The following is a 25,631-nucleotide window of genomic DNA, read 5'->3' on the forward strand; positions in this document are numbered from 1 at the left end:
GAAAGAGGTACTGTGTTGAACTGAGATGGAGGCATTGGATAAAAAAATTACGGTCTGGCAACAATTGATTCGTGTCACGAACCAACAGGCAAACCTTTTGAATAGGCAAATCAATACCAATATTCGAAATATCAGTAAGCTAAAGGGAGAACTTCAGGAAATTAAGGAGGAATACGCCAAGATGATTCAAAAGTCCTATCAAAATAAATCCAAACAGAACCGACTGATGTTCCTATTGTCCTCTGAGAGCTTTTATCAGGCCTTTAAAAGGCTTCAGTATATGAAGCAATATACGGACTATAGAAAAGAGCAAGGGGAGCAGATTTTAGCCAAAACGGAGGAGCTTACACGCCTGAACATGGACTTGAATGAAGAGCGAAAGGTAAAGGAGGTGTTATTGACCCAAAATACCAAGGCCAAAGATCAACTTTTTGCGGAAATTCAGGAACAAAAAACGCTATTGGAGATCATTCGCCAAAATGAAAGCAAATATGCCAAGGCTATAGAGGATAAAAAGCGCGAGGCTAGAAAAATTGATCAGCAAATAGAAAACTTAATTCGTTCGGCGATTGCGGCCTCTAATAAAGAAGCCGGTAAAACCACGACCGGAGTAAGTAAGTTTGTACTGACACCTGAAGCAACCATCGTGGCCAATAATTTTTCTGCCAATAAGGGCAAGCTAATTTGGCCAGTCGAAAAAGGAATTAAGAGCCAAGGTTTTGGTATTTACAACGACGCCGTTTATCCAGGAATCAAACATCAGAGTAATGGGGTAATTATTGCCACAGACCCAGGGTCAAAAGCTCGAGCCATTTTTGAAGGCGAGGTCATTGCTATTTTGGCAGTTCCGGGCGGGAATAAAGGGGTTCAGGTAAAGCATGGTAATTTTATTAGTACCTACTACAATTTAGCGGAACTATTTGTAAAAAAAGGGGATAGGGTCAACATCAAAGATGAGCTTGGCACAATTTATACCAATCGATCCAATGGTCAGACCCGCTTAAAATTCTATCTCTATCAAGATACCTCCAGATTGAACCCGGAAGAATGGGTGTATCGACTGTGAGTAGATAGCACTAGGGTAATAGGTGTTAGTTCAATGGATTTAGCACTTATAATTTTGGACTTTCAAACTTCAAACCTAACAACTATTAACGATTTACGAACAACCAAAAGCTTAACTTATGAAAATTACAGATATAAAAGGAGGTGTTGAATTGCGAAACGGCGTAATGATGCCCTATTTGGGTTTGGGTACCTATCAAGCTGATAACGACCAAGAAGTGATAGATTCCGTAAAGGATGCCTTGGAACTTGGATATAGGCATATTGATACCGCATCGGTGTATAAGAATGAGGAAGGTGTTGGAAGAGGAATAATAGAAAGTCCTGTAGCCAGGAAAGATATTTTCTTGGTAAGTAAAGTTTGGAATAGCGAGCAAGGATACAATACAACCTTACAGTCATTCGAGGATAGCCTCAATAGACTGCAAGTGGATTATTTAGATCTGTTTTTGGTGCACTGGCCAGTTCAAGGAAAATATAAGGATACCTGGAGAGCCTTGGAATATTTGTATGAAACCAAAAAGGTAAAGGCCATAGGGGTCAGTAATTTTTTACGCCACCATTTGGAAGACCTTTTGACAGACTGCTCCATTGTACCTATGGTCAACCAAATGGAGTTCCACCCTTATTTGGTTCAGCAAGATCTTTTGGATTTCTGTACTGAAAATACCATTCAGTATGAAGCTTGGTCGCCTTTTATGCAGGGGAAACTTTTCCAATTGGATTTTTGTAAAGAGCTAAGCGAAAAGTACAATAAATCGGCGGCACAAATTATTTTAAGGTGGAACCTACAAAAGGGGGTGGTCACCATTCCCAAATCGGTTCATAAAAAACGGATTGCCTCCAATGCCGATATTTTCGATTTTGAACTATCTATAGAAGATATGGCGTATTTGGATAGTTTAGATAGGGATGAGCGTAGTGGGCCACATCCAGATCATTTTGATTTTTAAAATGTAATTTATTTTAACCTCAATTAGGTTAAACAAATCGATATCCGCTTATTTTTCATAGATTCCCATCTATGAACTAATTCTTGCGATTCATACATTTTTCTCCTTTTTTTAGGTGGTTTGGTTTTACATTTGAAATGAAATCCTTCTCTTATCCAATTCCCGAACAACCTACAATTGTCGTTCCCCAGGCTTTCAAAACATTGGAACCATTTATACTGATAGATCCCTAGTTATTGGAAAGCAAGGGTTTTTCAAAAAATAACGACCAAGTAGAATCTTTAATTTTATATACAATGAAAACCAAACTTTTAATAATAGCTGTGTTAATTGCCACAATAACCAGTATCGGATCCTGTGCACAAAAAGACTTAATTGATTGTGCCTATAGAGCAGATGAAGAAGCCTGTGAACGATTTGACGAAGAGAATTCGCTAGAATCTACCATGTATCAAACACCAGATAGCGTACGAGTAAATGAACAAAAATTACCATCATTGGATTAGTAGTCCAGTAGCATTGCGGTATTCTAATTTTCGGCAAACAAAGCCTTTAGTTCCGTAGCATCGTTAGGCTTCATTTTACCTGCCAGTACCGAGACTTAACTGTTTTCTGCGCAAGGCCCCTGCATAACGTTCCTTTTCCAAATCGGATTCCGGTTTTAAGGGAGGAACTTCTGTAGGTTTTCCAGTTTCGTCCACGGCCACAAAGGTATATATGGCCTCATTGGCCTTGGTTCTTTTTCCGTTATAGCGATCTTCGATCCACACGTCAATATATACTTCCATGGAGGTCGTGTAAGCCCTAGAAACTGCAGCTTCAACTGTCACAACACTCCCAAGTGGAACCGCAAGGTTAAAGGCGACATGGTTCACAGAGGCCGTTACCGTAATTCTTCTGCTATGCCTACCAGCGGCTATACTTGCAGCTCGGTCCATTCGTGCTAAGAGCTCGCCTCCAAATAAATTTTGTAGGGCATTGGTTTCACTGGGCAAAACCATATCCGTCATGGTCGTTCTCGATTCTGATGGCGTTTTTGGTGTCATAGAAGAAATTTTTCCGCAAAGATACGAGCCACAAAAATTTTAAGAGGAAATAGGAAGCTTATTTTTCAGAAAGGAGCCAAGCGTCTCTAGATTCGGTGCGCTTAATTTCCCTTAAAACAGTAAGAGCTTCTTTAGGATTTACAAATCGGTCATAAGTGACCATATGAAGACCGTAGGCATTGGTACCGTAGTAGGCCGCTTTGTATCCTTTGCTTTGTAAGGACTTGATTTTTCGGTCAGCATTGGCCCTTACACGAAAGGCACCTGCCACAATATGATGTTTGGCCGCCTTATCGATCTCTACTTCAGAAGTAGAAACGGCGTCCACGTTCACGGTTGGGAGTTCCAAGGGAGCGGTGTTGAAAAAAGTGGCTTCCTGAATCTGCCTTTCCACTTCCTTTTTCGCATCTTCACGAACCACTTGCCGTGATTGAAAACCATTGTTTAAGACCTGATATCCTGTAAAGCCGGCAGAAATAGCAATTAAGATAATGGCCGCATATTTTAGGTAAGGCCTAAAACTGGTCTTCTCCCTTTTTTCGGGGCTTATGATAAACGGAATTTTCTCTTCTATGGCTTCAACCTCCTCTTTTAGTACCTCTCTAGTCACTGGAATAGACTTAAAAGATGACAGACCAAAAGAAGAAGTAAGGTAATTTACCTCATAATATGGTTGAAATTGAATCCTATTTTCGGCATTGTTCCATAACAGTCCAATTTGTTTAAGACTTAACTTTTCACCGCCATTCAAGGTTTGTTTCCATTGTTTAGTAATGGTTTCGATCCGAGATAAAATTTCCTCAAAAGAGGCTTTTTCAGCTTCGGCAATATAGGAAACCAATAAGCCGTCATTGGTAATTAATTGCTCGTTAAAAGATATAGATTTTGAAGGAGCAAAAAAGGTGTTGGTAATATCGTTGATTCGTGCGGAGGTCTTTTGGGTAAGGAAGGCACCAAAGTTTGGTACTACCACACAATTGTACCTGTATAATAATTCGCTTATATAGTGTTCTACTACCATTATGGGCAAATATCAAAAAAAATAGGGGTTCACAAAACCGGTGACATAACTTTTTATTAACATTATATTTGTAATCCTTGGTGAATAATAATGGGTGTGTTACAATATACTGCGAATGAGTTGATTGCAATGTTGAGGTTGCAAAACGTGCCCAATGTTGGCGATGTCATTGCCAAAAGATTGATTTCTTACTGCGGAAGCGCTCAGGAAGTTTTCGAGAACAAGCAGCGACATTTATTAAAAATTGATGGTATTGGCAGCTATACCCTTAAACATTTGTTCGATACGGCACATTTGGCCGATGCCGAAAGGGAATATCAATATATTCTAGAGAACCAAATTGACTATTGTTATTTTGAAGACCCTAATTATCCCAAACATTTAAAACATTGTATAGACAGTCCTATTTTGCTCTTTAAAAAGGGAAATATGGATTTGGAAGGTCGAAAAATCATTAGCGTGGTAGGTACCGGAAATATCACCAGTTACGGCACTGCCTTTTGTGAAGAGTTCATCGCGGATTTGGCCCCCTTGAATCCTATCATTGTGAGTGGTTTTGCCTATGGAGTAGACATTTGTATTCAAAGAGAAGCCATTAATCAGGGTTTACAGACAATTGGGTGCTTGGCCCATGGCTTGAATCAAATCTATCCCAAAGTCCATGCGAAATATCAAAATGAAGTTTTAAACAATGGTGGATTCTTTACAGAATTTTGGAGTACCAGTAATCCGGAGCGGGAAAACTTCTTAAAGCGAAACCGAATTATTGCAGGAATGAGCGAAGCGACCATAGTGGTGGAATCCGCTGAAAAGGGAGGGAGTTTGGTAACGGCAGATATTGCCAATAGCTACAATAGGGATGTCTTTGCACTTCCCGGACGTAGCACAGATAAATATAGTGTGGGCTGTAATAATCTGATCAAACAACAAAAGGCCCATATGTTGACCTCTGCAGCGGACCTGATTTATCTTTTAAACTGGGAACTTGAGGAAAAGACTTCTCAATCCGTACAAAAACAATTATTCGTTGACTTGGATGAGACGGAACAAAAAATATATGGCTATCTCCAACGTGAAGGAAAACAATTGTTGGATAGTATAGCGATTGATTGCCAATTACCCATTTTTAAGACGTCGGCTACTTTGTTGAATATGGAAATGAAAGGGGTCATACGTCCATTGCCAGGTAAATTGTTCGAGGCAGTTTAGGCTTTTTTACAGACCATGCGGTTTATAATTCGAAGTAATGGTATTTTATAAATTCTTTTTTTTGCAGCTTACCGATGAATGGCAAGATATGGTCGTTTCTTCATAAAATAATATACTAGTACCAAACATAAAAACCGACCATAGCGTCGGTTTTTACTTATAGTGACAAAAATGAATTTTGTTTAATAACCTAACTTTTCGCGTACTCTGTGGAGTACTCCATCAGCCACCTTTTTGGCCTTATCCGCACCTATGGCCAAAGCTTCATCCACTTCTTCCAAATGGTTCATGTAGTATTCAAATTTCTCCCGTGGTTCTTCAAATTTGTTCAAAAGGAGTTCGTACAATGCTTGTTTGGCATGACCATACCCGTAGTTGCCTCCCAAATAATTGGCGGTCATTTCCTCGATTTGAGGTTGACTGGCCATGATTTTATATAGGGCGAAGACATTATCTCGGGTAGGGTCTTGGGTTCCTCCATGGGCGTGCTATCTGTTTGGATTCCCATTATTTGTTTGCGCAATTTTTTGTCCGGCTGAAAAATATCTATAAGATTGCCCTTACTTTTACTCATTTTAGCACCGTCAGTACCCGGAATGTACATCGTCTCTTCCTGCACCTTTCCCTCGGGAACCACAAAAGTTTCACCTAATTGGGAATGGAATCTATGCGCCACGTCCCTGGTCATTTCAATATGTTGTAATTGATCTTTTCCAACAGGTACAATATTGGCGTCGTAGAGCAAAATATCTGCTGCCATAAGCATAGGATAGGTAAACAATCCTGCGTTTACATCTTCCAGCCTATCCGACTTGTCCTTAAAAGAATGGGCCGGAGTCAAGCGCTGATACGGAAAAAAGCAACTAAGGTACCAGGAAAGCTCTGTGACCTGTGGTACATCACTTTGTCTGTAGAAAACAGTTTTATTAATGTCCAACCCAAAGGAAAGCCAGGTTGCCGCCGTTCTATAAGTATTGTTCCGCAATACCTCCCCATTTTTTATTTGGGTAAGGGAATGCATATCCGCAATAAATAAAAAAGACTCGTTCTTTGGGTCACTTGCCATTTCGATGGCCGGTATAATAGCCCCTAGGATATTTCCAAGATGAGGGGTTCCCGTACTTTGTATACCGGTTAATATTCTTGCCATTTGGTCAAAATTATAAGTGGACAAAGGTAAAACAAATAGAAAAATTCAAAGGTAGAATCGCTATTTTTGATACATGATAGTACTCGAGCGAATGGGTCAAGCGCTATACCGTATACTGGTTTTACCTACTTGTGGCCATCCCTATCTTTATATTTTTCCCGTTTTTATTGTTGTTTGCGTCTAGAGAGGTCTCGTACCCCAATTTCTTTTGGATGGCCGGAAATCTTTGGGCAATACCCATTTTATATGGTATGGGTTGTCCACCAAAGGTAACCTATGACCAAAAATTGGAGTTTGGGAAAAGCTATATGCTGGTAGCTAACCATACAAGTATGCTGGACATTATGTTGATGCTCTTCGTAAGCAAGAATCCTTTTGTATTTGTTGGGAAAAAGGAGTTGGTAAAGATTCCGGTATTTGGGTTCTTTTATAAAAGAGTGTGCATTATGGTAGATAGGGACAGTACCCAAAGTAGAACAGGAGTTTATAGAAGGGCACAACGTAGATTGAGCCAAGGTCTAAGCATTTGTATTTTTCCTGAAGGCGGGGTACCTGACGATGAATCTATTATTCTGGATACATTTAAGGATGGGGCCTTTAAAATGGCCATAGCCCATAAAATTCCTTTGGTGCCTATTACCTTTTTCGATAATAAAAAACGCTTTTCCTTCACTTTTTTTAGCGGTGATCCAGGTATAGTTAGGGCCCGGGTTCATGAATTCTTTGAAACGGGTATTTTGGCCGAAGAGGACAAAAGCACCTTACGTGAAGAGGTTCGTGATGTTATCTATCAAGACCTACAATCCTCATTTATGTAGTTGTTTTAAAACTTAAAACTAATACCGCTATAGATACCTATAGTGTAAGGATTAAAAGTGCCATCTACGTTTGAAAATGTATTTAACTGATATTTGAATACAGGCTCTACGTTCAATTTCAGTTTTTGTGAAAATTGATACCCTAGACCTATCCCAAAGTTGGCACTGAAATTTAATTCATTAACATTATTGGCCTCCCCAATCTGGGTGGTCAAATTACCTGAAGTCAAATCCACTTCGTTATCGACTAAAAACAAGGAGCTTACCCCACCAATTACATTTACACCAAACTTATTGTTCACCAAAGCGTAACTTAATTCTACAGGAACTTCCAAATATCCTAATTGTTGGGCCATGACACCAGATCTATTTGCTGATCTCGCAGATACATCGAACGATTTACTATCTAAATTTAGTGTGGCATTGCTAGAGGACACTACCAAATTTTCTGCCGTTTCTGCGTAGTTGATATTCGCAATGCGATTTTGGCTCAAGGCCGATAGGGAAGAGGTAAAATACACGTCATTGGTATCATACCCGTAGTCAACTTTGTGTACCCCGGAACGGATTGATAGCCGTGGATTTATTTCATAAGCTACGGATAGTCCATAACTCATATTCACATTTCCGGATTTGGAGTTGGCACTAAAAACCGGACTAACCGGGGAGCCATTTCCAATTGCATCAAAATATACGGGTGCAATACTTGGCCCGGCGGATCATTTACTCTTTGAATTCTTGACAATGGCATCCTCTTCTTCTTCCATATCTTGAATCTCGTCATACAAGGATTTTTTACCTTCAATATTCTTATTTTCAGCTTCTTCAATCTTATTATTACTGGCTATAGCTTCACTTTTGGAAATAATTTCCTCATTGTTAAGCATAGAATTTTCCTGGGTATCATTTACCCTATTTTCACTGTCATTAGTATCTCTATCGGAGGTACTATTTTCAGCAATTTCGTTTTCAATCGAGTTCTTTTGGCCATCAAGTTCTGTATAGGCAGTATTTAATCGGTTTGAAAGATACATGGCTTTCTTATCCGAACCGTTGGTAATAAGACGTTCAGATGAATTTGAACTGCTAGGTTTATCCCTATTGTCCAAAGATTCTTTTGTGAAACGATTGGTCTTGTCGTCGGTTTGTGTAACACTTTCAATATTTGGGGAACTAAAATCTTTCTTTTTTGTATTCAAAGAATCTTCCAATGACTGGTTATCGTTATTTATCTGTTCTGTATCCGTAACGCTATTGCTATCCGGTGAATCGGTATTGTTTACAAAAGGATTAAATAGTAATAGTCCTATTAAAAAAACTGCGGCTACCCCGGCAAGTTGCCACCAAAGAGGCAATACCCTCTTTTTCTTTTTTCTATCTAGTGATGCTTTAATCGCCAACCACACTTTGTCATCAGGGGTTTCCTCAAAACCCTTGAATTTTTCCTGGAACAATTCGTCTAAATGCTTCTTACTCATTTTTCAAAACTCATATTTCTACGGATTCCCAAGGGAATCATAAACAATTTCCTATTACAATCACTAACCCGATTATGGACTGTGATATTTTACTTTCAATTTTTTCCTTAAGTAACATTCTCGCCCTTGCCAAATTGGATTTGGACGTTCCTACCGAGGTTCCCAGTAATTGACTGATTTCCTTGTGGCTATAACCGTCCAGCACATACAGGTTGAATGTTGTTCTATATTTATTGGGTAATTCCTGAATATATCCCAACAATGACTGTAGCCCAATATCGGTATAACTGGATTCCAGGGTAACCTCCTCGGGCGTATTTTCGTTAACTACACTTAAATATTCGTTGCGCCTATATTTTTGCAGTACCGTGTTTACGGTAATACGTTTGATCCACCCTTCAAAAGAACCTTTGGACTTGTATTGTCCTATTTTTTCAAAAATGGTCATAAAACTGTCGTGCAGATTATCCTCTGCCTCTGTTTTGTTTCGGGAATATTTTAAACAAATACCATAGAGAACACTCGCATATTGCCTATACAACAGCTCCTGGGCATTACGCTCGCCATTTTTACATCTATGTACCAGTTCTTCCAGTAACAAATTTGTCGGTTATATATTTTATACCTAGTTCACAGGAACAACCACCTCTAAAAACTCCGCCTCACCAGCGCTATTCTCTTCTTGATAAAATCTAAAAGTATAGGGTTGGTCGTATTTGACAATAAAATTAAAGGAGGCTTCCTCTTGGGTTATCACCTGGGTACAAGATACCAAATCTGTCATTGCAACACCTATGGCAACCACATTTCTTACCGTAGTATCCTCTTTGGTTACATCAAATCCTTCGTACTGAGTACACCCATCTGGTAATGAATAGGTTACGTTTATCTGGTAGGTTTCGTTCAAATTAAACGATTCCGGCAATTCCGCACTTTCAATACGTAATGCCTTAAAATTAAAGTTGGGTTCGTCATCATCAAGGGAACAACTTCCTAATAGCAATGCAAATAACGCAACCACTAGGGTACATTTTTTATTCATTTTTTCAATTTCTTTTACAAGAAAGATGAAAATCTACCCTAAAGGTTGCGTAGTAGCCCAATTATTAATGTGGATATATTTAATGGAAATTAGATTATAGGCCTAGCCCCTTAATTAAAGGGTGAGCGTCCTTGTTTTGTTTGAATTGTCCTAAGATCTAAAGTCTAGCTTGTTTAGCTATTAACCGCACTGAGGGCTTCTCGTATTTTACCGTCCAATTCATCCAATAATTACGGGTTGTCCAATAATAGGGTTTTGACGGCATCCCTACCTTGTCCTAATTTGGTGTCCCCATAACTGAACCAAGAACCACTTTTCTTAATGATTTCATATTCCACACCAAGGTCAATGATTTCTCCCACCTTGGAGATACCTTCTCCGTACATTATATCGAACTCGGTAGTTCTAAATGGAGGCGCAACCTTATTTTTTACCACTTTTACACGGGTCTTGTTTCCTTGAATATTGCCATCGGTATCTTTGATTTGGGTGGAACGTCTTATGTCTAAACGAACGGAGGCATAAAACTTTAGGGCATTACCACCCGTTGTAGTTTCGGATTTCCGAACATCACCCCAATTTTCTCTCGCAATTGGTTAATGAAAATAACGGTACATCGAGTCTTGCTAATGGAGCTTGTTAATTTTCTCAAAGCCTGTGACATCAATCTTGCATGCAAACCCATCTTAGAATCCCCCATTTCTCCTTCTATTTCACTCTTGGGTGTCAACGCGGCCACAGAATCTACAATTACAATATCAATGGCACCTGAACGGATCAAATTATCGGCAATTTCCAATGCTTGCTCACCGTTGTCCGGTTGTGATATAATAAGATTGTCAATATCAACCCCTAGTTTTTTGGCATAAAAACGGTCAAAAGCATGTTCCGCATCTATAAAGGCAGCAATACCTCCTTTTTCTCGGGCCTCTGCAATAGCATGTAAGGTTAGGGTCGTTTTACCCGAAGATTCCGGCCCATATATTTCAATAACCCTACCTCTAGGGTATCCTCCAACTCCCAAAGCTATATCAAGTCCTAAGGACCTGAAGGAATTACCTCTACATCTTCAACAACACTGTCCCCCATCTTCATCACAGTGCCTTTTCCATAGGTCTTATCTAGCTTGTCAAGGGTTAGTTTTAGGGCTTTTAATTTGGCTTCTTTTTCGGAACTCATCGTGTATTTTTTAGGAATGCTAAATTAGTGTTTCTTTTCTTAAAAAAGAATATTCACTTTCATTACGCAACCTTTTGTCACTTTTTCTATCTAATTGAAAAACACGAGTACAAAACATGATTTTGTTCGTTGTTTTTAGTGTCACTGGTTTCAATGGTCATTTCCTTTATATAAACTAACTCAAGTAATGCTGTGAAGAGGAAAAGCAGGAATGGCCAAATAAAAAGTCCCGATAATTCGGGACTTTTTTTGTGATACATCCATCCCTACCTTCCTAAAGGAATTTGTATCTTTGCCGCTCAAAATTTGTTAACTTAACTATTAGTATAGCATGCAACTGTACAATACCTTAAGTGCAAAGGAAAGAGCTGCCCTTATTGAAGAGGCGGGTCAAGAACGCTTGACTATATCTTTCTATAAATATGCACACATTGGCAATCCTGCCATTTTTAGAAATCATTTGTTTATACATTGGAACGAATTGGACGTATTAGGGCGCATTTATGTAGCCCATGAGGGAATTAATGCCCAATTGTCCGTTCCCGCGGAAAATTTTAGACAGTTCAAGGAATTCTTGGACAGTATTACGTTTTTGGAAAATGTTCGTTTGAATATTGCTATAGAACAGGATAACATGTCCTTCCTAAAATTAAAGGTAAAGATCCGGCAAAAGATCCTGGCCGATGGTCTTAACGACAAGACCTTTGACGTAACGAACAAAGGGGTCCATGTAAATGCAGAGAAATTCAATGAACTTATCGAAGACCCGGATACGGTGTTGGTAGATATGAGAAACCATTATGAAAGTGAAATAGGACATTTTAAAAATGCCATTACCCCTGATGTGGATACTTTTCGAGACTCCCTTGATATTATAGAAAGGGACTTACATAATCATAAAGAGGATAAGAAATTGGTCATGTACTGCACAGGAGGTATCCGTTGTGAAAAGGCCAGCGCCTATTACAAACACAAAGGTTTTAAACAAGTATACCAATTGGAGGGTGGCATTATTGAATATGCAAGACAAGTGGAGCAGCAGAAGCTTGAGAACAAGTTTGTAGGCAAGAATTTTGTTTTCGACCATAGAAGAGGCGAACGGATAAGTGATCATATCATTTCTCAATGTCACCAATGTGGAGAACCCTGCGACGATCATGTAAACTGCGCCAACGAGGCCTGTCATCTTTTATTCATACAATGTAAAAAGTGTGCCGAAAAAATGAACAATTGTTGTTCTGATCATTGCATGGAAATCCATGCATTACCGTATGAGGAACAAAAAGCATTAAGAAAGGGCAAGGTCGTTAGCAATAAGATTTTTAAAAAGGGCAGATCGGAAGTCCTAAAGTTCAAGAGGTAATCCCTAAGCGCTAGCCTTTGATTTTGTATTCCACCTTTATTGCGAATAAAGAGCACTTTTTTTCGCACATAATTTCATTATCTTTACAAGAAGATTTTTTATAAACCTAGTTTGGGGAATCCTTTGGGATTTTGCCAAATCAATATATAAAATATGGGTTGTAGTAGTTGTTCTACCGGTAAGGATGGACAACCAAAGGGATGCAAGAATAACGGTACTTGCGGTACAGATGGTTGCAATAAATTAACTGTTTTTGATTGGCTTTCAAATATGTCGCTTCCCAGCGGAGAGCGTCCATTTGATTATGTAGAGGTGCGTTTTAAAAACAGTAGAAAAGAATTCTTCAAAAATACGGAAAACCTTACCCTTTCTATTGGGGATGTAGTCGCCACTCAAGCGCAAGCGGGGCATGACATCGGTATGGTCACACTTACAGGTGAGCTAGTACGTGTGCAGATGAAACGAAAGAAAATAGATCCTGCAAAGGAAGAACTCCCAAAAATCTACAGAAAGGCCACTCAAAAAGACATTGATATTTGGCAAAAATGTAGGAACCGGGAAGAAGAGATAAAAAAGCGGTTCAGGGAAATCGCCATCATATTGAAGCTACAAATGAAGATTTCCGATGTTGAGTTTCAGGGTGATGGTTCCAAAGCCACATTCTATTATACCGCTGAGGACCGAGTGGACTTTCGTCAATTGATAAAGGATATGGCCAAGGCCTTTGGTATTCGAATAGAAATGCGACAGATTGGTTACAGACAGGAAGCGCAGCGATTAGGCGGTATCGGGTCTTGCGGAAGGGAATTATGCTGCTCCACATGGCTTACAGATTTTAGGTCTGTAAGTACATCGGCCGCGCGGTATCAACAACTTTCCCTTAATCCTCAAAAATTGGCAGGACAATGTGGCAAACTAAAGTGCTGTCTCAATTATGAATTAGATGTCTATTTGGACGCCCTAAAGGATTTCCCCGCTCAGGACAGCAAGCTACTCACCGAAAAAGGGCTTGCCTTCTGCCAAAAAACGGATATTTTTAAAGAGCTGCTATGGTTTTCCTATAAGGACGAACCGGCCAATTGGCATGTGCTTTCCAAAGACCAAGTGAACGAAATCTTGGAAAAGAACAGGAAGAAGGAAAAAGTTCCAAGCCTTGAAGTTTATGCGGCGGACAATATAACAGAGGAAAAGGTAGTTTTTGAAAATGTAGTGGGTCAAGATAGCCTTACAAGATTTGATCGGCCAAAGAAAAAATCCAAGGGCAATAGGAACCGCAATAGAAATAAGAACACAAATAAGAACAGAAAACGAAATAGGAGCAAAAACAATGCGTAGCTATATTTTTTTAGTGTTTACCATTGCCTTTCTCTCTTCATGTAATACCAATGTGGTAACCTCTGAATATAAGAGCCTAAATGGGGCGGTTTGGAACAAGGACGAAATTCTACAGTTCAATTTTTCAAAATTGGATACAGTTCAGGCATACCACATGTTCATTAATGTGCGAAATGACGATACTTTCCCGTATAGCAACTTGTTTTTGATTACTTCCCTTAGTACCCCTGATGGTGAAGTACTTCAGGATACTTTGGAATACAACATGGCATTGCGAGATGGAACTTGGTTGGGAAAAGGATCAGGAAGTTTAAAGGAAAACAAATTATGGTATAAAGAAAACATCGTTTTTCCCACTTCTGGCGTATATACCTTAGAAGTTTCGCATGCAATGCGAAAAAATGGTAATGTTCAAGGTGTGATTTCTTTGGAAGGTATTACCGATGTCGGTCTTGAAATAACAAAAAGTAATCCTTAGGCTCATGGCAAAAACGGTAAAAAAGAAAAGTGAAACAAGCTTTTCCAAATATATCAAATGGTTCTCGGATACTGTTTGCATCCGGAGTGGCGTTCGTTGCTCTTATCTTTCTCTCGGCCTCATGGGGTTTCTTTGGAGAACTGCCACCCTATGAGTATTTGGAAAACCCACAAACCAATTTGGCCTCACAAATTATCTCTTCCGATGGTGAGCTCTTGGGAAAATTTTATTTGGACGATAACCGTACGGATGTAAAGTATGAGGATTTACCGGAGAATTTGGTAAACGCCTTGGTGGCCACAGAGGATGCTAGGTTTCAGGACCATTCCGGTATTGATTTTAGAGGAACTGTACGGGCTTTTTTCTTTTTGGGAACCAGGGGAGGTGCAAGTACTATAAGTCAGCAATTGGCCGAGACAGCTTTTTGTGGGTGTTCGATCCAGGAGCAAATTAGATGCATTAAAACAAAAAGTAAAGGAATGGGTGTTGGCCACTCGGTTGGAGCGAAGCTACACCAAAGAGGAAATCATAAGTATGTATTTTAATATTTATGATTTTGGAAACAATGCCGATGGTATCCGTTCCGCGGCGAGAATATATTTTGGCAAGGAGCCCAAAGATTTAAAAATTGAGGAATCAGCCATGTTGGTGGGGATGTTCAAAAATTCCTCGCTCTTCAATCCCTTGAGAAGGGAACAAATGGTGAAAGACCGCAGGGATGTTGTTTTGTCACAAATGGCGAAATACGATTATATTACTGAGCGGGAGAAAGATTCCCTGCAGGCCCTAAAAATGGATATTAATTACAACCCTGAGAACCATAGGGAAGGGCTGGCCACGTATTTTAGAATGTACCTTCAGCGTTTTATGAAGGATTGGATTGACAATAATCCTAAACCCGCCTTACCAGGGGAACGTGATAAATGGAATATCTACTTAGATGGCCTAAAGATTTATACTACCATAGATTCCAAAATGCAGGCGAATGCAGAGGAGGCCGTATATGCCCATATGGCCAATCTTCAAGCGGAATTTTTTAATCAGAATACCAAAGAGAGAAATGCAACAACCCCGTTCTCAGACATTACACCGGAAGAAACGGAGAATATCATGGAACGTGCCATGAAAAATTCGGATCGGTGGAGGGAAATGAAGGCCGCTGGTAAATCTGAAGAAGAAATAAGAAATTCCTTTTCCCAAAAAACAGAGATGACGGTTTTTGATTGGAAAAGCGAAACTAGGGAAAAGGACACTATTATGACGCCATTAGATTCCATTAGATATTACAAAACTTTTTTAAGGGCGGCCATGATGTCCATGGAGCCTCAAACTGGCCACGTAAAGGCTTGGGTAGGAGGCATCAATTACAAACATTTTCAATATGACAATGTGATTCAAGGGGCTAGACAGGTAGGATCTACGTTTAAGCCTTTTGTGTATGCTGCGGCCATTGATCAATTACGCCTATCGCCTTGTGAAAAATTGCCGGACACCCAATATTGTATTGAAGCTGGTAAACATGGCAATATGGAAGCATGGTGCCCACGAAACTCCGATTTTAAGTATACAGGGGAAGAAATGACCCTAAAACATGCCCTGGCCAATTCAGTGAACACTGTAACAGCGCAATTAATTGATAAAGTGGACCGAAATCAGTAGTCGCCATCGCCAAAAACTTGGGAATGTCAGGCGATGTTCCTGAAGTACCTTCTATTGCCTTGGGTACTTTGGATGCCAATATTTATGATATGGTAGGGGCCTATGGTGCTTTTGCGAACCAGGGAGTGTATGTAAAACCCGTTATGGTAACGAGAATTGAGGATAAAAATGGAACGGTACTTTACGAATATGTTCCTGAAACTAAAGATGTCTTAAGTAAGGAAGTATCATACGCTATGATCGATTTAATGAAAGGCGTAACTCAAGGAGGGTCTGGAACGCGATTAAGACATTCCTACAATAAAAACAATACGGTTTATAAAGAAATTATCACTGGGTATCCGTATGAATTGACCAATCCTATTGCCGGTAAAACAGGAACCACACAAAACAATAGTGATGGTTGGTTTATGGGTATGGTTCCCAATTTGGTCACTGGTGTTTGGGTAGGCGGTGAAGAGCGTTCCATCCATTTTAAAAATATCCTCTATGGTCAAGGTGCTTCTATGGCATTACCCATTTGGGGTTTGTATATGAAAAAGAATTATGAGAATGAGGATCTAGGGGTATCCAAAGATGATTTCGAAGAACCGGAGGACATGACTATCATAACGGATTGTACCGAGTTTGTGGATGATCAGCAAAAGGATTTAGAAATTGAGGATGACTTGGATGATCTAGATTTTTAAGAAAAGGAAACAGGTATTAAATTTTAAAAAAGCCCCGGTAATGACTGGGGCTTTTTATTTTTTTCAATTTAAAAGCGTTATTTTAGTAATATGACATTTAAAGGTTGGTATGATTAGAAAAACGGTATCAAATGTTGAAGAGGCTCTAAAAGGTGTAAAGGATGGAATGACCTTTATGCTTGGGGGATTTGGATTATGCGGAATCCCTGAAAAAGCAATTGCAGAGTTAGTAAGATTGGGTATAAAGGATATCACTTGTATTTCCAATAATGCTGGCGTAGATGATTTTGGGTTGGGACTCTTGCTTCAGAAACATCAAGTAAAAAAAATGATTTCTTCCTATGTAGGTGAGAATGACGAGTTTGAAAGACAAATGCTCAGTGGGGAATTGGAAGTGGAGTTAACCCCACAAGGAACCTTAGCCGAAAAGTGTAGGGCAGCTCAGGGAGGTTTCCCTGCATTTTTTACGCCTGCAGGCTATGGTACCGAAGTAGCGGAGGGTAAGGAGACTAGGGAGTTTAATGGTAAAATGTATGTGTTGGAAGAGGCCTTTAAAGCGGACTTTGCCTTTGTAAAAGCATGGAAGGGGGATGAGGCCGGCAACCTAATTTTTAAAGGAACCGCAAGAAACTTTAATCCGTGTATGTGCGGTGCTGCTGGTATAACCGTAGCTGAGGTGGAGGAATTGTTGCCCGCCGGTTCCTTAGACCCTAATCAGATTCATGTACCTGGAATTTTCGTTCAGCGAATATTTAAAGGGGAAGGGTATGAAAAACGAATTGAACAAAGAACCGTAAGAAAAAGAGCATAAAAATGTTGGATAAAAACGGAATTGCTAAAAGAATTGCAATGGAGGTCAAGGATGGCTATTACGTTAATCTAGGTATTGGCATACCCACTTTGGTGGCAAACTTCGTACGAGACGATATCAGTGTAGAGTTTCAGAGTGAAAATGGTGTATTGGGCATGGGCCCCTTTCCTTTTGAAGGAGAGGAGGATGCCGACATAATCAATGCCGGTAAGCAAACCATTACTACATTGCCGGGAGCCTCCTTTTTTGATTCTGCAACTAGCTTTTCTATGATACGGGGCAAACATGTTGACCTTACCATTTTAGGTGCTATGGAAGTAGCGGAAAATGGGGATATTGCCAATTGGAAAATTCCCGGAAAAATGGTCAAAGGAATGGGTGGGGCCATGGATTTGGTATCTTCGGCGGAGGATATTATCGTGGCGATGATGCATACCAATCGGGCAGGTGAATCCAAATTGTTAAAAAGGTGTACCCTTCCACTTACTGGAGTAAAGTGTGTAAAAAAGATAGTGACGAACCTTGCGGTTATTGAGATTGATCCTGAGGGCTTTATCTTACTGGAGCGTGCCCCAGGGGTATCGGTTGCGGATATAAAAGCGGCAACCGAAGGTACATTGATTGTTGAAGGGGACATTCCGAGAAATGGACATATCCTAATAAACCTAGGTCGCATTTCATCCATTAATTATACACTTCATTTTATTCACAACATTCGGGATAACTTCACAACAATAATGCGGTTTTAAGTAGACTATGTGCATATCTTTACGATATCGATATAAATAACCCAAAGTAAAAGCAAAACTTAACCTAAAATGGATACCCAAAATTACATCCCCGAGAGAAGAAAAAGTGCAAGTATACCATAATGATTTTTTTAGTGGTTTTGTGCGATTGACAAAAAAGCTATTCATGCTATAGTCGATACCAAAAGAATACAAAAGAGCAACTCCCCCAGGTTGCTCTTTTTTTATGCTCTAAAATCACCTTTTGTTCAAAGGAGATAAACTTAATATAGCCACAGAATTACCGAAAGGTAGATTTAACTTAATTCACAACATGTCATTAGGTTTTCGCCACAATTATTAAAATGTAAGAAAAAGATTACATATTATTGAAGGGAAGTTTAAAGAGAATTCCAAATCACTCAAAAACTTAACCTACTATGAAATCTTTATGGAGTTATCTTATACTACTCATATTGGTGGTTTCCTGTTCCAAAATTGAGATTAACAATGATCCCGTGATAGGAATATGGAAGAATAATGTCAAATCTGCAACCAATAGCAATCAACTGGTGGTGGATCAAGAAGAATGGATTTTTAACGATGTATATCTTGGAAGGTTTCAAGGCTACAAAAAGGGAGAGATTGCTTTTTTTACAGATTTCAAGTGGGCTTTTGATGGAGAGAGGTATACCATTTCATATCCTGGTACAGATTTTCCGAGAGGTAAAGGTCATAATGGTCAAGGAGGATGGAATGATATATTTGAACCATTTAACCGGAAAACCCTTTGCAATTAGGCAAAATTGAAAATATAATATTTGTTCAAACCCATATGTAACCGACATATTTTCAATCACAGATGAATCCAAACAAGTTCTAATGGAAGATTCAAAATCCCATTTGGCATTTTTCACCACAGGATTTTTATGGCTTAAATGCTGTTTTCATTTTCAAAAGAACGGCCAAAACCTAGAGAAGGAGCAAAGAGATTTGCTCCTTTTTTATTTACTGGCCAATATAGATATACCTTTAAATATGCCTATTTTTATAGTTACATACTAACCTGTATAATTCAAATTAAACATTCTCAATTCCATGATAAGACACATTTTAATCACCATTTTTTGTTTTTTTAGCTTTTACTCAATTCCGGCACAAGAAAATAACCTTTCGGATTTAAAAATAGGGGATATCATGAAAGGCGATGACTTTATCGGACATCGGCCTTCCAATGTTTTTTGGGCTGTAGACCAATCCGCAATTTATTTTAATTGGAATCCGGAGATGGCATTCAGCGATTCACTTTACGGCTATAACCTAGGCAAAAAGAATATAGAGAAAATTGATTTTTTGGAAGCGGAAAAGCTCCCTTCCACAAGAAAAGTAGACCATCCAAGCCTTAATAAATCTGTATATGCAAAGAATGGGGATATTTTTATTTTGGATAATACAACAGGTAAAACCTTGGCCATAACCAATACCAAGGAGCGGGAATCCAATCCTCATTTTACGGACAATGATAAAAAGGTGGCCTTCATTAATGGATCAAATGTTTTTACTTGGGATATGGAGACCGGAGTATTGGAGCAGAGAACCGATTTTGTGGACAAATTGGAGGAAGAACCCAAAAGGAGCACAAAGGACGAGTGGTTATATCAAGATCAATTGGAGCTGTTTGGAGTACTTCGGGAAAGAAAGGAAAAAAGGGAGTTGGGAGAGACCATCAATAAAACACTGGAGGTCTTCGAGCCGTTACCAATAGCTACAGGTAGTAAAAGGGTGGTCAACCAAATGATCTCTCCGAATGGTCGTTTTGTGACCTACGTATTAATGGATAGCAAAAAAAATAAAAACACCATGGTTCCCCATTTTGTAACAGAATCCGGGTATACTGAGGAACAGACGACACGTACAAAAGTGGGGGACGAATTGCCCAAATATGAAATGTTCGTGTACGATACCCAAAAAAGAACCAAATACCCGGTTGTGTTGGATAGCCTAGAAGGCTTGAACGAAGTTCCGTAATTCATGAACGACTATCCGGACAAAAGCTATGAAATTGAAAACCCTATAGGTAGGATAAGCAATCCCACATGGCACCCAGGATGGAGGCAAGGCCATATTGGACATCCAAGCCAATAATTATAAGAACCGATGGCTAGTTCTTTTGGATGCGGAAACAGGAACAATTGAACTGTTGGATCGCCAGCATGACGAAGCCTGGATAGCGGGCCCAGGAATTACCGGTTGGTTTGATGGAGGTGATTTGGGTTGGATGCCCGACGGAAAAAACATATGGTATAAATCTGAAAAAACAGGCTATTCCCATCTGTATACCATGGATATGAACGGTAAAAACAAAAAGGCCCTTACCTCGGGAGATTTTGAAATTTATGATCCCTTTATCTCCAAGGATAAAAAACGATGGTACTTCACGGCCAATATAAATCATCCAGGAGACCGTCAATTTTATTCCATGCCATTGAAAGGCGGAAAAATACAGCAATTGACACAATGGGAGGGAAGGAATGATGTATCACTTTCGCCGGATGAGAAGCAAATGGCCATCCTCTATTCCTATTCCAATAGGCCAACGGAGCTGTATCTTCAGGGCAATCCAATTTTTGGTAAAAACTCAGAACCTGTGGAAATAACCAAATCCAATACTACTGAGTTTGAAGCCTATGATTGGAAGGATCCAGTAAATTATTACGTTTTCCGCTTCCGATGGGGCAGAGGTACATGCCAGGCTATATACTCCCACTTCAGAGGTAAAAAATAATGCCGCTGTCATTTTTGTTCACGGCGCGGGCTATCTACAAAACGCACATAAATGGTGGAGTTCCTATTACAGGGAATATATGTTCCACAATCTTTTAGTGGATAATGGATATGTAGTATTGGACATAGACTATAGAGGAAGTGCCGGTTATGGTAGGGATTGGCGAACTGGTATTTATCGCCATATGGGAGGTAAGGACTTGTCTGATCAAGTAGATGGAGCCAACTTCTTAGTAGAAAATTATGGGGTAGACTCGGATAAAATAGGTATTTATGGGGGGTCTTATGGTGGCTTTATTACGTTAATGGGCATGTTCAACGCACCGGATACTTTTAGCGCTGGAGCTGCCATACGGTCGGTTGGGGATTGGGCAGCTTATAACCACCCCTATACCGCCCATATTTTAAACACTCCGGTGGAGGATAGTTTAGCCTATAAACGGAGCTCACCCATTTATTTTGCGGAAGGATTGAAAGGTAAATTACTGATTCTACATGGCATGGTGGACGATAATGTACATTTTCAAGATATGGTGCGACTATCACAGCGATTGATTGAACTGGGCAAGGAAAATTGGGAAATGGCGGTATATCCTGTTGAGCGGCACGGATTTGTAGAACCAAGTAGCTGGACTGATGAGTATAAGCGAATTTTTAAATTGTTCCAAGAAACTTTGACGGAATAGAAATGCCAAATTTCGCGAAACTTGAATTTGTACCATGTCAATCGACAGACGTGGAGGTATTAATGTCGGTTTCAAGGACTACTTTTTCAGATGCATTTCAAGATCAAAACAATCCGGACGACTTTGCATCATATTTAGAGAAAGCCTTTTCCAAAGAACAATTAACATTGGAATTGGAAAATCCACAAACACAATTTTATTTCGTGTATTTGGAAGGGAAGCTGGTGGCCTATTTCAAGCTCAACTGCGGCGATGCCCAAACTGATGTAAAGCAGGAGGATTGTACCGAGCTAGAGCGTATTTATGTATTAAAAGCCTTCCAAGGAAGACAATTGGGCAATCAAATAGTGCAATGGATAAAGGATAAGGTCGAGAGTGATAAAAAATCATTTATGTGGTTGGGTGTATGGGAGAAAAACCCTCGGGCTATTGCATTTTATGAGCGACACGGCTTTTATAAATTTGGAAGCCATCCCTACTACATTGGGAATGACAAACAAACCGATTGGTTAATGAGATACGATTTTTAAAACAGTTAAATTCATACCTATGAATAGATACATGTCCATTTTGGCCAGCTTATTATTTTCCTATGTTTTACATGCACAGGAATATTACTTTCCGGAACGGAATGCTATTTGGAAACAAAAGAGCCCAAGAGAGTATAGCATCGATCAGGGTAAGCTACAAGCAGCTATTGATTTTGCAGAAGCAAATGAATATTCCGGTTCCGAGACCTTAGAATTGCCATTTTAAAGGGATTTGAAAGGGAGCCTTTTCACGAAATTTTAGGGCCAACAAAGAAGAGGGGCGATCCTGCAGGAATGATTCTTAAAAATGGCTATGTAATTGCACAGTGGGGCGACATAAAGCGAGTAGATATGACTTTTAGTGTCACTAAAAGTTTTTTGAGCACCACAGCAGGTTTGGCTTTGGACAAAGGGCTGATTTCGTCCACCCAAGATAAGGCAGGTGATTATATTTGGGATGGGACCTTTGGTGGGGAACATAATTCTAAAATTACTTGGAAACACCTGCTACAGCAGAATTCAGCATGGTCTCGCGAATTATGGGGAGGAAAGGACTGGGCAGACCGCCCGCCGCGGGAAGGCGATATTGATGACTGGAAATTTGAAAAACCAAGTGAGCCTGGCACGTTTATGGAATATAATGACGTACGGGCGAATGTACTCGCCTACGCCTTAACCCATGTATGGCGAAAGCCGCTTCCACAGGTACTCAAGGAAAACGTAATGGATCCCATTGGAGCCAGTACAACTTGGAGATGGCACGGATACGACCATGCCTGGATCGAGATCGATGGAATTAATATGAAGTCCGTAACTGGAGGTGGACACTCAGGAGCAGGAATGTTTATTAGCACTGAAGATATGGCACGTTTTGGGCTGTTGTTTCTCAATAATGGAAAATGGCAAGAAAAGCAATTGATTAGTGGGAAATGGATCAAAGAGGCTATAACGCCCTCAATTCCAAATATTAATTATGGGTACATGTGGTGGCTTAATAAAAAAGGGGATAGACATTGGGAAGGGTTGTCCGAAAACATATACTATGCGGCAGGTTTTGGAGGAAATTTTATCGTTATTCATAAAGAAAACGACATGGTTGTAGTCACTCGGTGGTTAGAACCCAATAAAATAGGGGAATTTATGTCCAAATTAAAAGGCGCACTGGATTAAAGAGAGCATAAAATATCAATAGCTTTTTCTAAAGATTCTTTCTTTTTTGCAAAGCAAAATCTGAGTACTTTGTCATCCCTGTCGCCTACATTGAACGAGGATATGGGGATACTTGCCAATTTGTGCATTCACTATGAGCCTTTTGGCAAATTTGGCATCAGATTCGTTCGTTATGGATGTATAGTCCAAAAGTTGGAAATACGTTCCTTGGGAAGGCGTAAACTGAAATTTGCTCCCTCTTAGACCTTTTAGGAAGAAATCCCGCTTCTTTTGATAAAAATCATTGAGACCAAGATAGTGTTCGGGATTTCTTAGATATGTTGCCAATGCTCTTTGCACGGGATGGTCAACACAGAATACAGCGAATTGATGCACCTTTCTAAACTCCTCCATGAGATTTGCTGGCGCTGCACAATAGCCCATCTTCCAACCTGTGACATGAAAGGTTTTACCAAAAGAGGCACATACGAAACTCCGTTCGGCCAAACCTGGAAATTTGGATACACTTTGGTGTTGAAGACCGTCAAAAACAATATGTTCGTACACTTCATCACTTAGCACCAAAATATTAGTGTCTTTGAGGATTTCCTGTAACCGCAGCATGTCGCTTTCTAAAAGTATTTTTCCACTAGGATTATGAGGTGTATTGATAATCACCATTTTTGTTTTTTGGGTGATTTTGGTTTTCAATGCGTCCCAGTCAATATTGTAATCTGGGGCATCCATTTGAAGAAAAATAGGAATACCACCATTAAGTTCGATGGCGGGCTCATAGCAGTCATAGGCGGGTTTTATCACAATTACCTCGTCACCTGGATGAATAAACGCCGTGATAGCGGTATAAATAGCCTGGGTGGCACCAACCGTTATGGTAATTTCATTATCCGGATGGTATTGCTGTCCATGAAGGGATTCTATTTTTTCCGAAATAAGTTCCCTCAGACCGAAATAGCCCTGCATGGGCGCATATTGGTTAAACCCTTTCTTCATGGCATCATCGACCAACGAAATAAGGTGTGGATCAGCTTCAAAATTTGGAAACCCTTGAGATAGATCCAAAGCATCATGTTCACGTGCCAAATTACCTACCGTAGTGAAGATGGTGGTTTTTACGTTCGGAAGCTTGGATTGAAATGTATTCATTGAATTCATCGGTATAAAAATAGAAATAAAAAAAGCCCGAGTAGCGACTCGGGCCTTCATAAACAACTAAACTAAAAAATTAAGCATGTTGCTCTTGGTGTTTACCTTCCTTGATTTCCTCGACTAATTTCGAGTTAAAGGCAGGCAAATCTTGTGGATTTCTGCTGGTTACAAAACCTTCATCCACGACAACTTCCTTATCTACCCATTTAGCTCCTGCATTGATTAAATCATCTTTAATGGAACTGAATGAGGTCAAGGTTCGTCCTTTCACTACATCGGCACTAATCAATAACTGTGGTGCGTGACATATGGCAGCTACGGGTTTCTTTGCGCTGAAAAAATCTCTAACAAAAATTAGGGCATCCTCGTTTCTTCTCAACATATCAGGATTTATGACTCCACCTGGTAATACCAAAGCATTATAGTCATCAGATTTGGCTTCATTTAAGGTTCTATCTACTTTGTAACTGTTGGACCAGTTTCCATCAGACCAACCTTTTATCTCTCCATTTTCTCGGACTTACTATGTCCACTTTGAAACCTTCTTTTTCCATAGCTTCTTTTGGAGACTTTAATTCACTTTCTTCAAATCCATGTGTTGCTAAAATTGCAATCCTCTTCATTATATTTTTTTTTAGGTTAATAACTTAATTCATCTTTAATATAATAAAAAGAGGACGTAATTGCCGTTAATGCCTTATTAAATAAGGACTCAAGAAGGTTAAAGGTCTCTTAAACCCACTGGTATTATGACCGTAACTCTGTTTGGGATAAATGTTGAAGAACAAGGGATAGACATCGGTCGAGTTCTTTTTTCACTTCACTTTCCCAAAATCTAAAAATGGTATAACCCAGTCGTTCCAATTCTTGGTTTACCTCCTGATCACGTTGTATGTTTCGTTCGATTTTAGCAATCCAAAATTCACGATTAGTTTTAATCTTTGGTTTGCGTTCTTCCCAATTATAGCCGTGCCAGTATTCACCGTCAATGAATATCACGGTTTTGTACTTTTTTAAGGCGATGTCGGGTTTACCAATCAATTTTTTATAGTCTACTCTATATCTATATCCCGCTGCATATAAGGCCTTTCTAAACGCCAATTCTCGCTTGGTATTCTTTCCACGAATCTTGCTCATGATTTTGGAACGTTGTGGCGTGGTGTAGAATCCGGATTCTTCGTTAAATCGAGGGACTTTAATACGCTCTTCGGAATATTCTTTCGACATTCCTTAAAAATAAAAAATCCCGTTCCGAAAGGAGCGGGATTTTAAGAAACTTTATGAGGTATTT

General features: G+C 39.6%; 21 protein-coding genes and 8 pseudogenes. 18 read left to right on the forward strand and 11 right to left on the reverse strand.

Annotated elements, in window-relative coordinates:
- Positions 1-25: 25 nt before the first annotated feature.
- The 3 genes from NYZ99_RS20470 (at position 26) to NYZ99_RS20480 (ending at position 2,524) form a co-directional block, all read left to right on the forward strand.
- Complete coding sequence (locus NYZ99_RS20470; RefSeq protein ID WP_338039177.1) at positions 26-1,066, forward strand: murein hydrolase activator EnvC family protein; 1,041 nt, start codon at positions 26-28, stop codon at positions 1,064-1,066.
- 118 nt (positions 1,067-1,184) lie between these two features.
- On the forward strand, positions 1,185-2,018 hold the full coding sequence (locus NYZ99_RS20475; RefSeq protein WP_260572892.1) for an aldo/keto reductase: 834 nt from the start codon (positions 1,185-1,187) through the stop codon (positions 2,016-2,018).
- Between the two features lie 323 nt (positions 2,019-2,341).
- A complete protein-coding gene (locus tag NYZ99_RS20480) occupies positions 2,342-2,524 on the forward strand; it encodes a hypothetical protein (RefSeq protein ID WP_260572893.1) in 183 nt (60 codons plus the stop codon).
- Positions 2,525-2,547: 23 nt separating this feature from the next.
- Here NYZ99_RS20480 and NYZ99_RS20485 read toward each other — a convergent pair.
- Positions 2,548-3,064, reverse strand: a pseudogene (locus NYZ99_RS20485) (acyl-CoA thioesterase).
- A 58-nt stretch (positions 3,065-3,122) separates the two neighbouring features.
- Complete coding sequence (locus tag NYZ99_RS20490) at positions 3,123-4,085, reverse strand: HU domain-containing protein (RefSeq protein WP_260572894.1); 963 nt, start codon at positions 4,083-4,085, stop codon at positions 3,123-3,125.
- 129 nt (positions 4,086-4,214) lie between these two features.
- Between NYZ99_RS20490 and dprA the strand changes: the two genes are divergently transcribed.
- Complete coding sequence (gene dprA / locus NYZ99_RS20495; protein ID WP_260575298.1) at positions 4,215-5,294, forward strand: DNA-processing protein DprA; 1,080 nt, start codon at positions 4,215-4,217, stop codon at positions 5,292-5,294.
- A gap of 182 nt (positions 5,295-5,476) precedes the next feature.
- On the opposite strand, the pseudogene trpS reads toward dprA, so the two are convergent.
- Positions 5,477-6,444, reverse strand: a pseudogene (gene trpS / locus NYZ99_RS20500) (tryptophan--tRNA ligase).
- A gap of 73 nt (positions 6,445-6,517) precedes the next feature.
- Between trpS and NYZ99_RS20505 the strand changes: the two are divergent.
- Positions 6,518-7,262, forward strand: a pseudogene (locus NYZ99_RS20505) (lysophospholipid acyltransferase family protein).
- A gap of 5 nt (positions 7,263-7,267) precedes the next feature.
- Here NYZ99_RS20505 and NYZ99_RS20510 read toward each other — a convergent pair.
- The 5 genes and pseudogenes from NYZ99_RS20510 to recA form a co-directional block, all read right to left on the reverse strand.
- Positions 7,268-7,879: a hypothetical protein gene (locus tag NYZ99_RS20510; protein WP_338039179.1), complete on the reverse strand. Its 612-nt coding sequence runs from the start codon at positions 7,877-7,879 to the stop codon at positions 7,268-7,270.
- Between the two features lie 102 nt (positions 7,880-7,981).
- Positions 7,982-8,740 (reverse strand): hypothetical protein, encoded by a 759-nt coding sequence (locus tag NYZ99_RS20515; RefSeq protein WP_260572895.1) that lies wholly within the window; start codon positions 8,738-8,740, stop codon positions 7,982-7,984.
- A gap of 37 nt (positions 8,741-8,777) precedes the next feature.
- Positions 8,778-9,341, reverse strand: a complete 564-nt coding sequence (locus NYZ99_RS20520; RefSeq protein ID WP_260572896.1) for an RNA polymerase sigma factor — start codon at positions 9,339-9,341, stop codon at positions 8,778-8,780.
- A 24-nt stretch (positions 9,342-9,365) separates the two neighbouring features.
- A complete protein-coding gene (locus tag NYZ99_RS20525) occupies positions 9,366-9,782 on the reverse strand; it encodes a hypothetical protein (RefSeq protein ID WP_260572897.1) in 417 nt (138 codons plus the stop codon).
- 230 nt (positions 9,783-10,012) lie between these two features.
- Positions 10,013-10,961 (reverse strand): annotated as a pseudogene (recA, locus tag NYZ99_RS20535) (recombinase RecA).
- A gap of 331 nt (positions 10,962-11,292) precedes the next feature.
- On the opposite strand from recA, the gene trhO reads away from it, so the two are divergent.
- From trhO to NYZ99_RS20585, 13 genes and pseudogenes are all read left to right on the forward strand, one after another.
- Positions 11,293-12,324: an oxygen-dependent tRNA uridine(34) hydroxylase TrhO gene (gene trhO, locus NYZ99_RS20540; RefSeq protein ID WP_260572898.1), complete on the forward strand. Its 1,032-nt coding sequence runs from the start codon at positions 11,293-11,295 to the stop codon at positions 12,322-12,324.
- 153 nt (positions 12,325-12,477) lie between these two features.
- On the forward strand, positions 12,478-13,659 hold the full coding sequence (locus NYZ99_RS20545) for a PSP1 domain-containing protein (protein WP_260572899.1): 1,182 nt from the start codon (positions 12,478-12,480) through the stop codon (positions 13,657-13,659).
- Positions 13,652-14,137: a gliding motility lipoprotein GldH gene (locus tag NYZ99_RS20550; protein ID WP_260572900.1), complete on the forward strand. Its 486-nt coding sequence runs from the start codon at positions 13,652-13,654 to the stop codon at positions 14,135-14,137. The genes NYZ99_RS20545 and NYZ99_RS20550 overlap by 8 nt, the downstream gene beginning before the upstream one ends.
- 4 nt (positions 14,138-14,141) lie before the next feature.
- Positions 14,142-16,485, forward strand: a pseudogene (locus NYZ99_RS20555) (penicillin-binding protein 1A).
- A gap of 109 nt (positions 16,486-16,594) precedes the next feature.
- Positions 16,595-17,296, forward strand: coding sequence for a CoA transferase subunit A (locus tag NYZ99_RS20560; protein WP_260572901.1), 702 nt, complete (start codon positions 16,595-16,597; stop codon positions 17,294-17,296).
- Positions 17,297-17,298: 2 nt separating this feature from the next.
- Positions 17,299-17,937: pseudogene (locus NYZ99_RS20565) on the forward strand (3-oxoacid CoA-transferase subunit B); the annotation flags it as partial.
- Positions 17,938-18,464: 527 nt separating this feature from the next.
- Positions 18,465-18,824 (forward strand): hypothetical protein, encoded by a 360-nt coding sequence (locus NYZ99_RS20570; protein ID WP_260572902.1) that lies wholly within the window; start codon positions 18,465-18,467, stop codon positions 18,822-18,824.
- Positions 18,825-19,221: 397 nt separating this feature from the next.
- Complete coding sequence (locus tag NYZ99_RS22560; protein ID WP_338039180.1) at positions 19,222-20,052, forward strand: hypothetical protein; 831 nt, start codon at positions 19,222-19,224, stop codon at positions 20,050-20,052.
- A gap of 97 nt (positions 20,053-20,149) precedes the next feature.
- Positions 20,150-20,809 (forward strand): TolB family protein, encoded by a 660-nt coding sequence (locus tag NYZ99_RS22565; protein WP_338039181.1) that lies wholly within the window; start codon positions 20,150-20,152, stop codon positions 20,807-20,809.
- Positions 20,736-21,494 (forward strand): alpha/beta hydrolase family protein, encoded by a 759-nt coding sequence (locus NYZ99_RS22570; RefSeq protein ID WP_338039471.1) that lies wholly within the window; start codon positions 20,736-20,738, stop codon positions 21,492-21,494. Before NYZ99_RS22565 ends, NYZ99_RS22570 begins: the two co-directional genes overlap by 74 nt.
- Positions 21,495-21,544: 50 nt before the next feature.
- Positions 21,545-22,024, forward strand: coding sequence for a GNAT family N-acetyltransferase (locus tag NYZ99_RS20580; RefSeq protein WP_260572903.1), 480 nt, complete (start codon positions 21,545-21,547; stop codon positions 22,022-22,024).
- Between the two features lie 19 nt (positions 22,025-22,043).
- Positions 22,044-22,250: a hypothetical protein gene (locus NYZ99_RS22575; RefSeq protein ID WP_338039182.1), complete on the forward strand. Its 207-nt coding sequence runs from the start codon at positions 22,044-22,046 to the stop codon at positions 22,248-22,250.
- A 68-nt stretch (positions 22,251-22,318) separates the two neighbouring features.
- Positions 22,319-23,194, forward strand: coding sequence for a serine hydrolase domain-containing protein (locus NYZ99_RS20585; protein WP_338039183.1), 876 nt, complete (start codon positions 22,319-22,321; stop codon positions 23,192-23,194).
- Here the strand turns inward: NYZ99_RS20585 and NYZ99_RS20590 are convergent.
- The 3 genes and pseudogenes from NYZ99_RS20590 to NYZ99_RS20600 all read right to left on the reverse strand — a co-directional run bounded on the left by NYZ99_RS20590 (position 23,191) and on the right by NYZ99_RS20600 (position 25,567).
- Positions 23,191-24,337 (reverse strand): annotated as a pseudogene (locus NYZ99_RS20590) (methionine aminotransferase). The gene NYZ99_RS20585 and the pseudogene NYZ99_RS20590 overlap by 4 nt on opposite strands.
- A gap of 79 nt (positions 24,338-24,416) precedes the next feature.
- A pseudogene (locus tag NYZ99_RS20595) lies at positions 24,417-24,963 on the reverse strand (type 1 glutamine amidotransferase domain-containing protein).
- A gap of 124 nt (positions 24,964-25,087) precedes the next feature.
- The gene (locus tag NYZ99_RS20600; RefSeq protein WP_260572904.1) at positions 25,088-25,567 is read right to left on the reverse strand and encodes a very short patch repair endonuclease; all 480 of its coding nucleotides are present in this window, start codon (positions 25,565-25,567) and stop codon (positions 25,088-25,090) included.
- Positions 25,568-25,631: the final 64 nt, after the last annotated feature.

The organism is Maribacter litopenaei, from assembly GCF_025244665.1.
GTDB lineage: Bacteria > Bacteroidota > Bacteroidia > Flavobacteriales > Flavobacteriaceae > Maribacter > Maribacter litopenaei.

Coding starts and splice junctions, on each gene's coding strand:
- NYZ99_RS20585 (WP_338039183.1), top strand. CDS start 22,319: ATGATTCTTAAAAATGGCTATGTAATTGCACAGTGGGGCGACATAAAG.
- NYZ99_RS20515 (WP_260572895.1), bottom strand. CDS start 8,740: ATGAGTAAGAAGCATTTAGACGAATTGTTCCAGGAAAAATTCAAGGGT.
- dprA (WP_260575298.1), top strand. CDS start 4,215: ATGTTGAGGTTGCAAAACGTGCCCAATGTTGGCGATGTCATTGCCAAA.
- NYZ99_RS20490 (WP_260572894.1), bottom strand. CDS start 4,085: ATGGTAGTAGAACACTATATAAGCGAATTATTATACAGGTACAATTGT.
- NYZ99_RS20475 (WP_260572892.1), top strand. CDS start 1,185: ATGAAAATTACAGATATAAAAGGAGGTGTTGAATTGCGAAACGGCGTA.
- NYZ99_RS20550 (WP_260572900.1), top strand. CDS start 13,652: ATGCGTAGCTATATTTTTTTAGTGTTTACCATTGCCTTTCTCTCTTCA.
- NYZ99_RS20470 (WP_338039177.1), top strand. CDS start 26: ATGGAGGCATTGGATAAAAAAATTACGGTCTGGCAACAATTGATTCGT.
- NYZ99_RS20545 (WP_260572899.1), top strand. CDS start 12,478: ATGGGTTGTAGTAGTTGTTCTACCGGTAAGGATGGACAACCAAAGGGA.
- NYZ99_RS22575 (WP_338039182.1), top strand. CDS start 22,044: ATGAATAGATACATGTCCATTTTGGCCAGCTTATTATTTTCCTATGTT.
- NYZ99_RS20600 (WP_260572904.1), bottom strand. CDS start 25,567: ATGTCGAAAGAATATTCCGAAGAGCGTATTAAAGTCCCTCGATTTAAC.
- NYZ99_RS20570 (WP_260572902.1), top strand. CDS start 18,465: ATGAAATCTTTATGGAGTTATCTTATACTACTCATATTGGTGGTTTCC.
- NYZ99_RS20560 (WP_260572901.1), top strand. CDS start 16,595: ATGATTAGAAAAACGGTATCAAATGTTGAAGAGGCTCTAAAAGGTGTA.
- NYZ99_RS22560 (WP_338039180.1), top strand. CDS start 19,222: ATGAAAGGCGATGACTTTATCGGACATCGGCCTTCCAATGTTTTTTGG.
- NYZ99_RS20525 (WP_260572897.1), bottom strand. CDS start 9,782: ATGAATAAAAAATGTACCCTAGTGGTTGCGTTATTTGCATTGCTATTA.
- NYZ99_RS20510 (WP_338039179.1), bottom strand. CDS start 7,879: ATGAGTTATGGACTATCCGTAGCTTATGAAATAAATCCACGGCTATCA.
- trhO (WP_260572898.1), top strand. CDS start 11,293: ATGCAACTGTACAATACCTTAAGTGCAAAGGAAAGAGCTGCCCTTATT.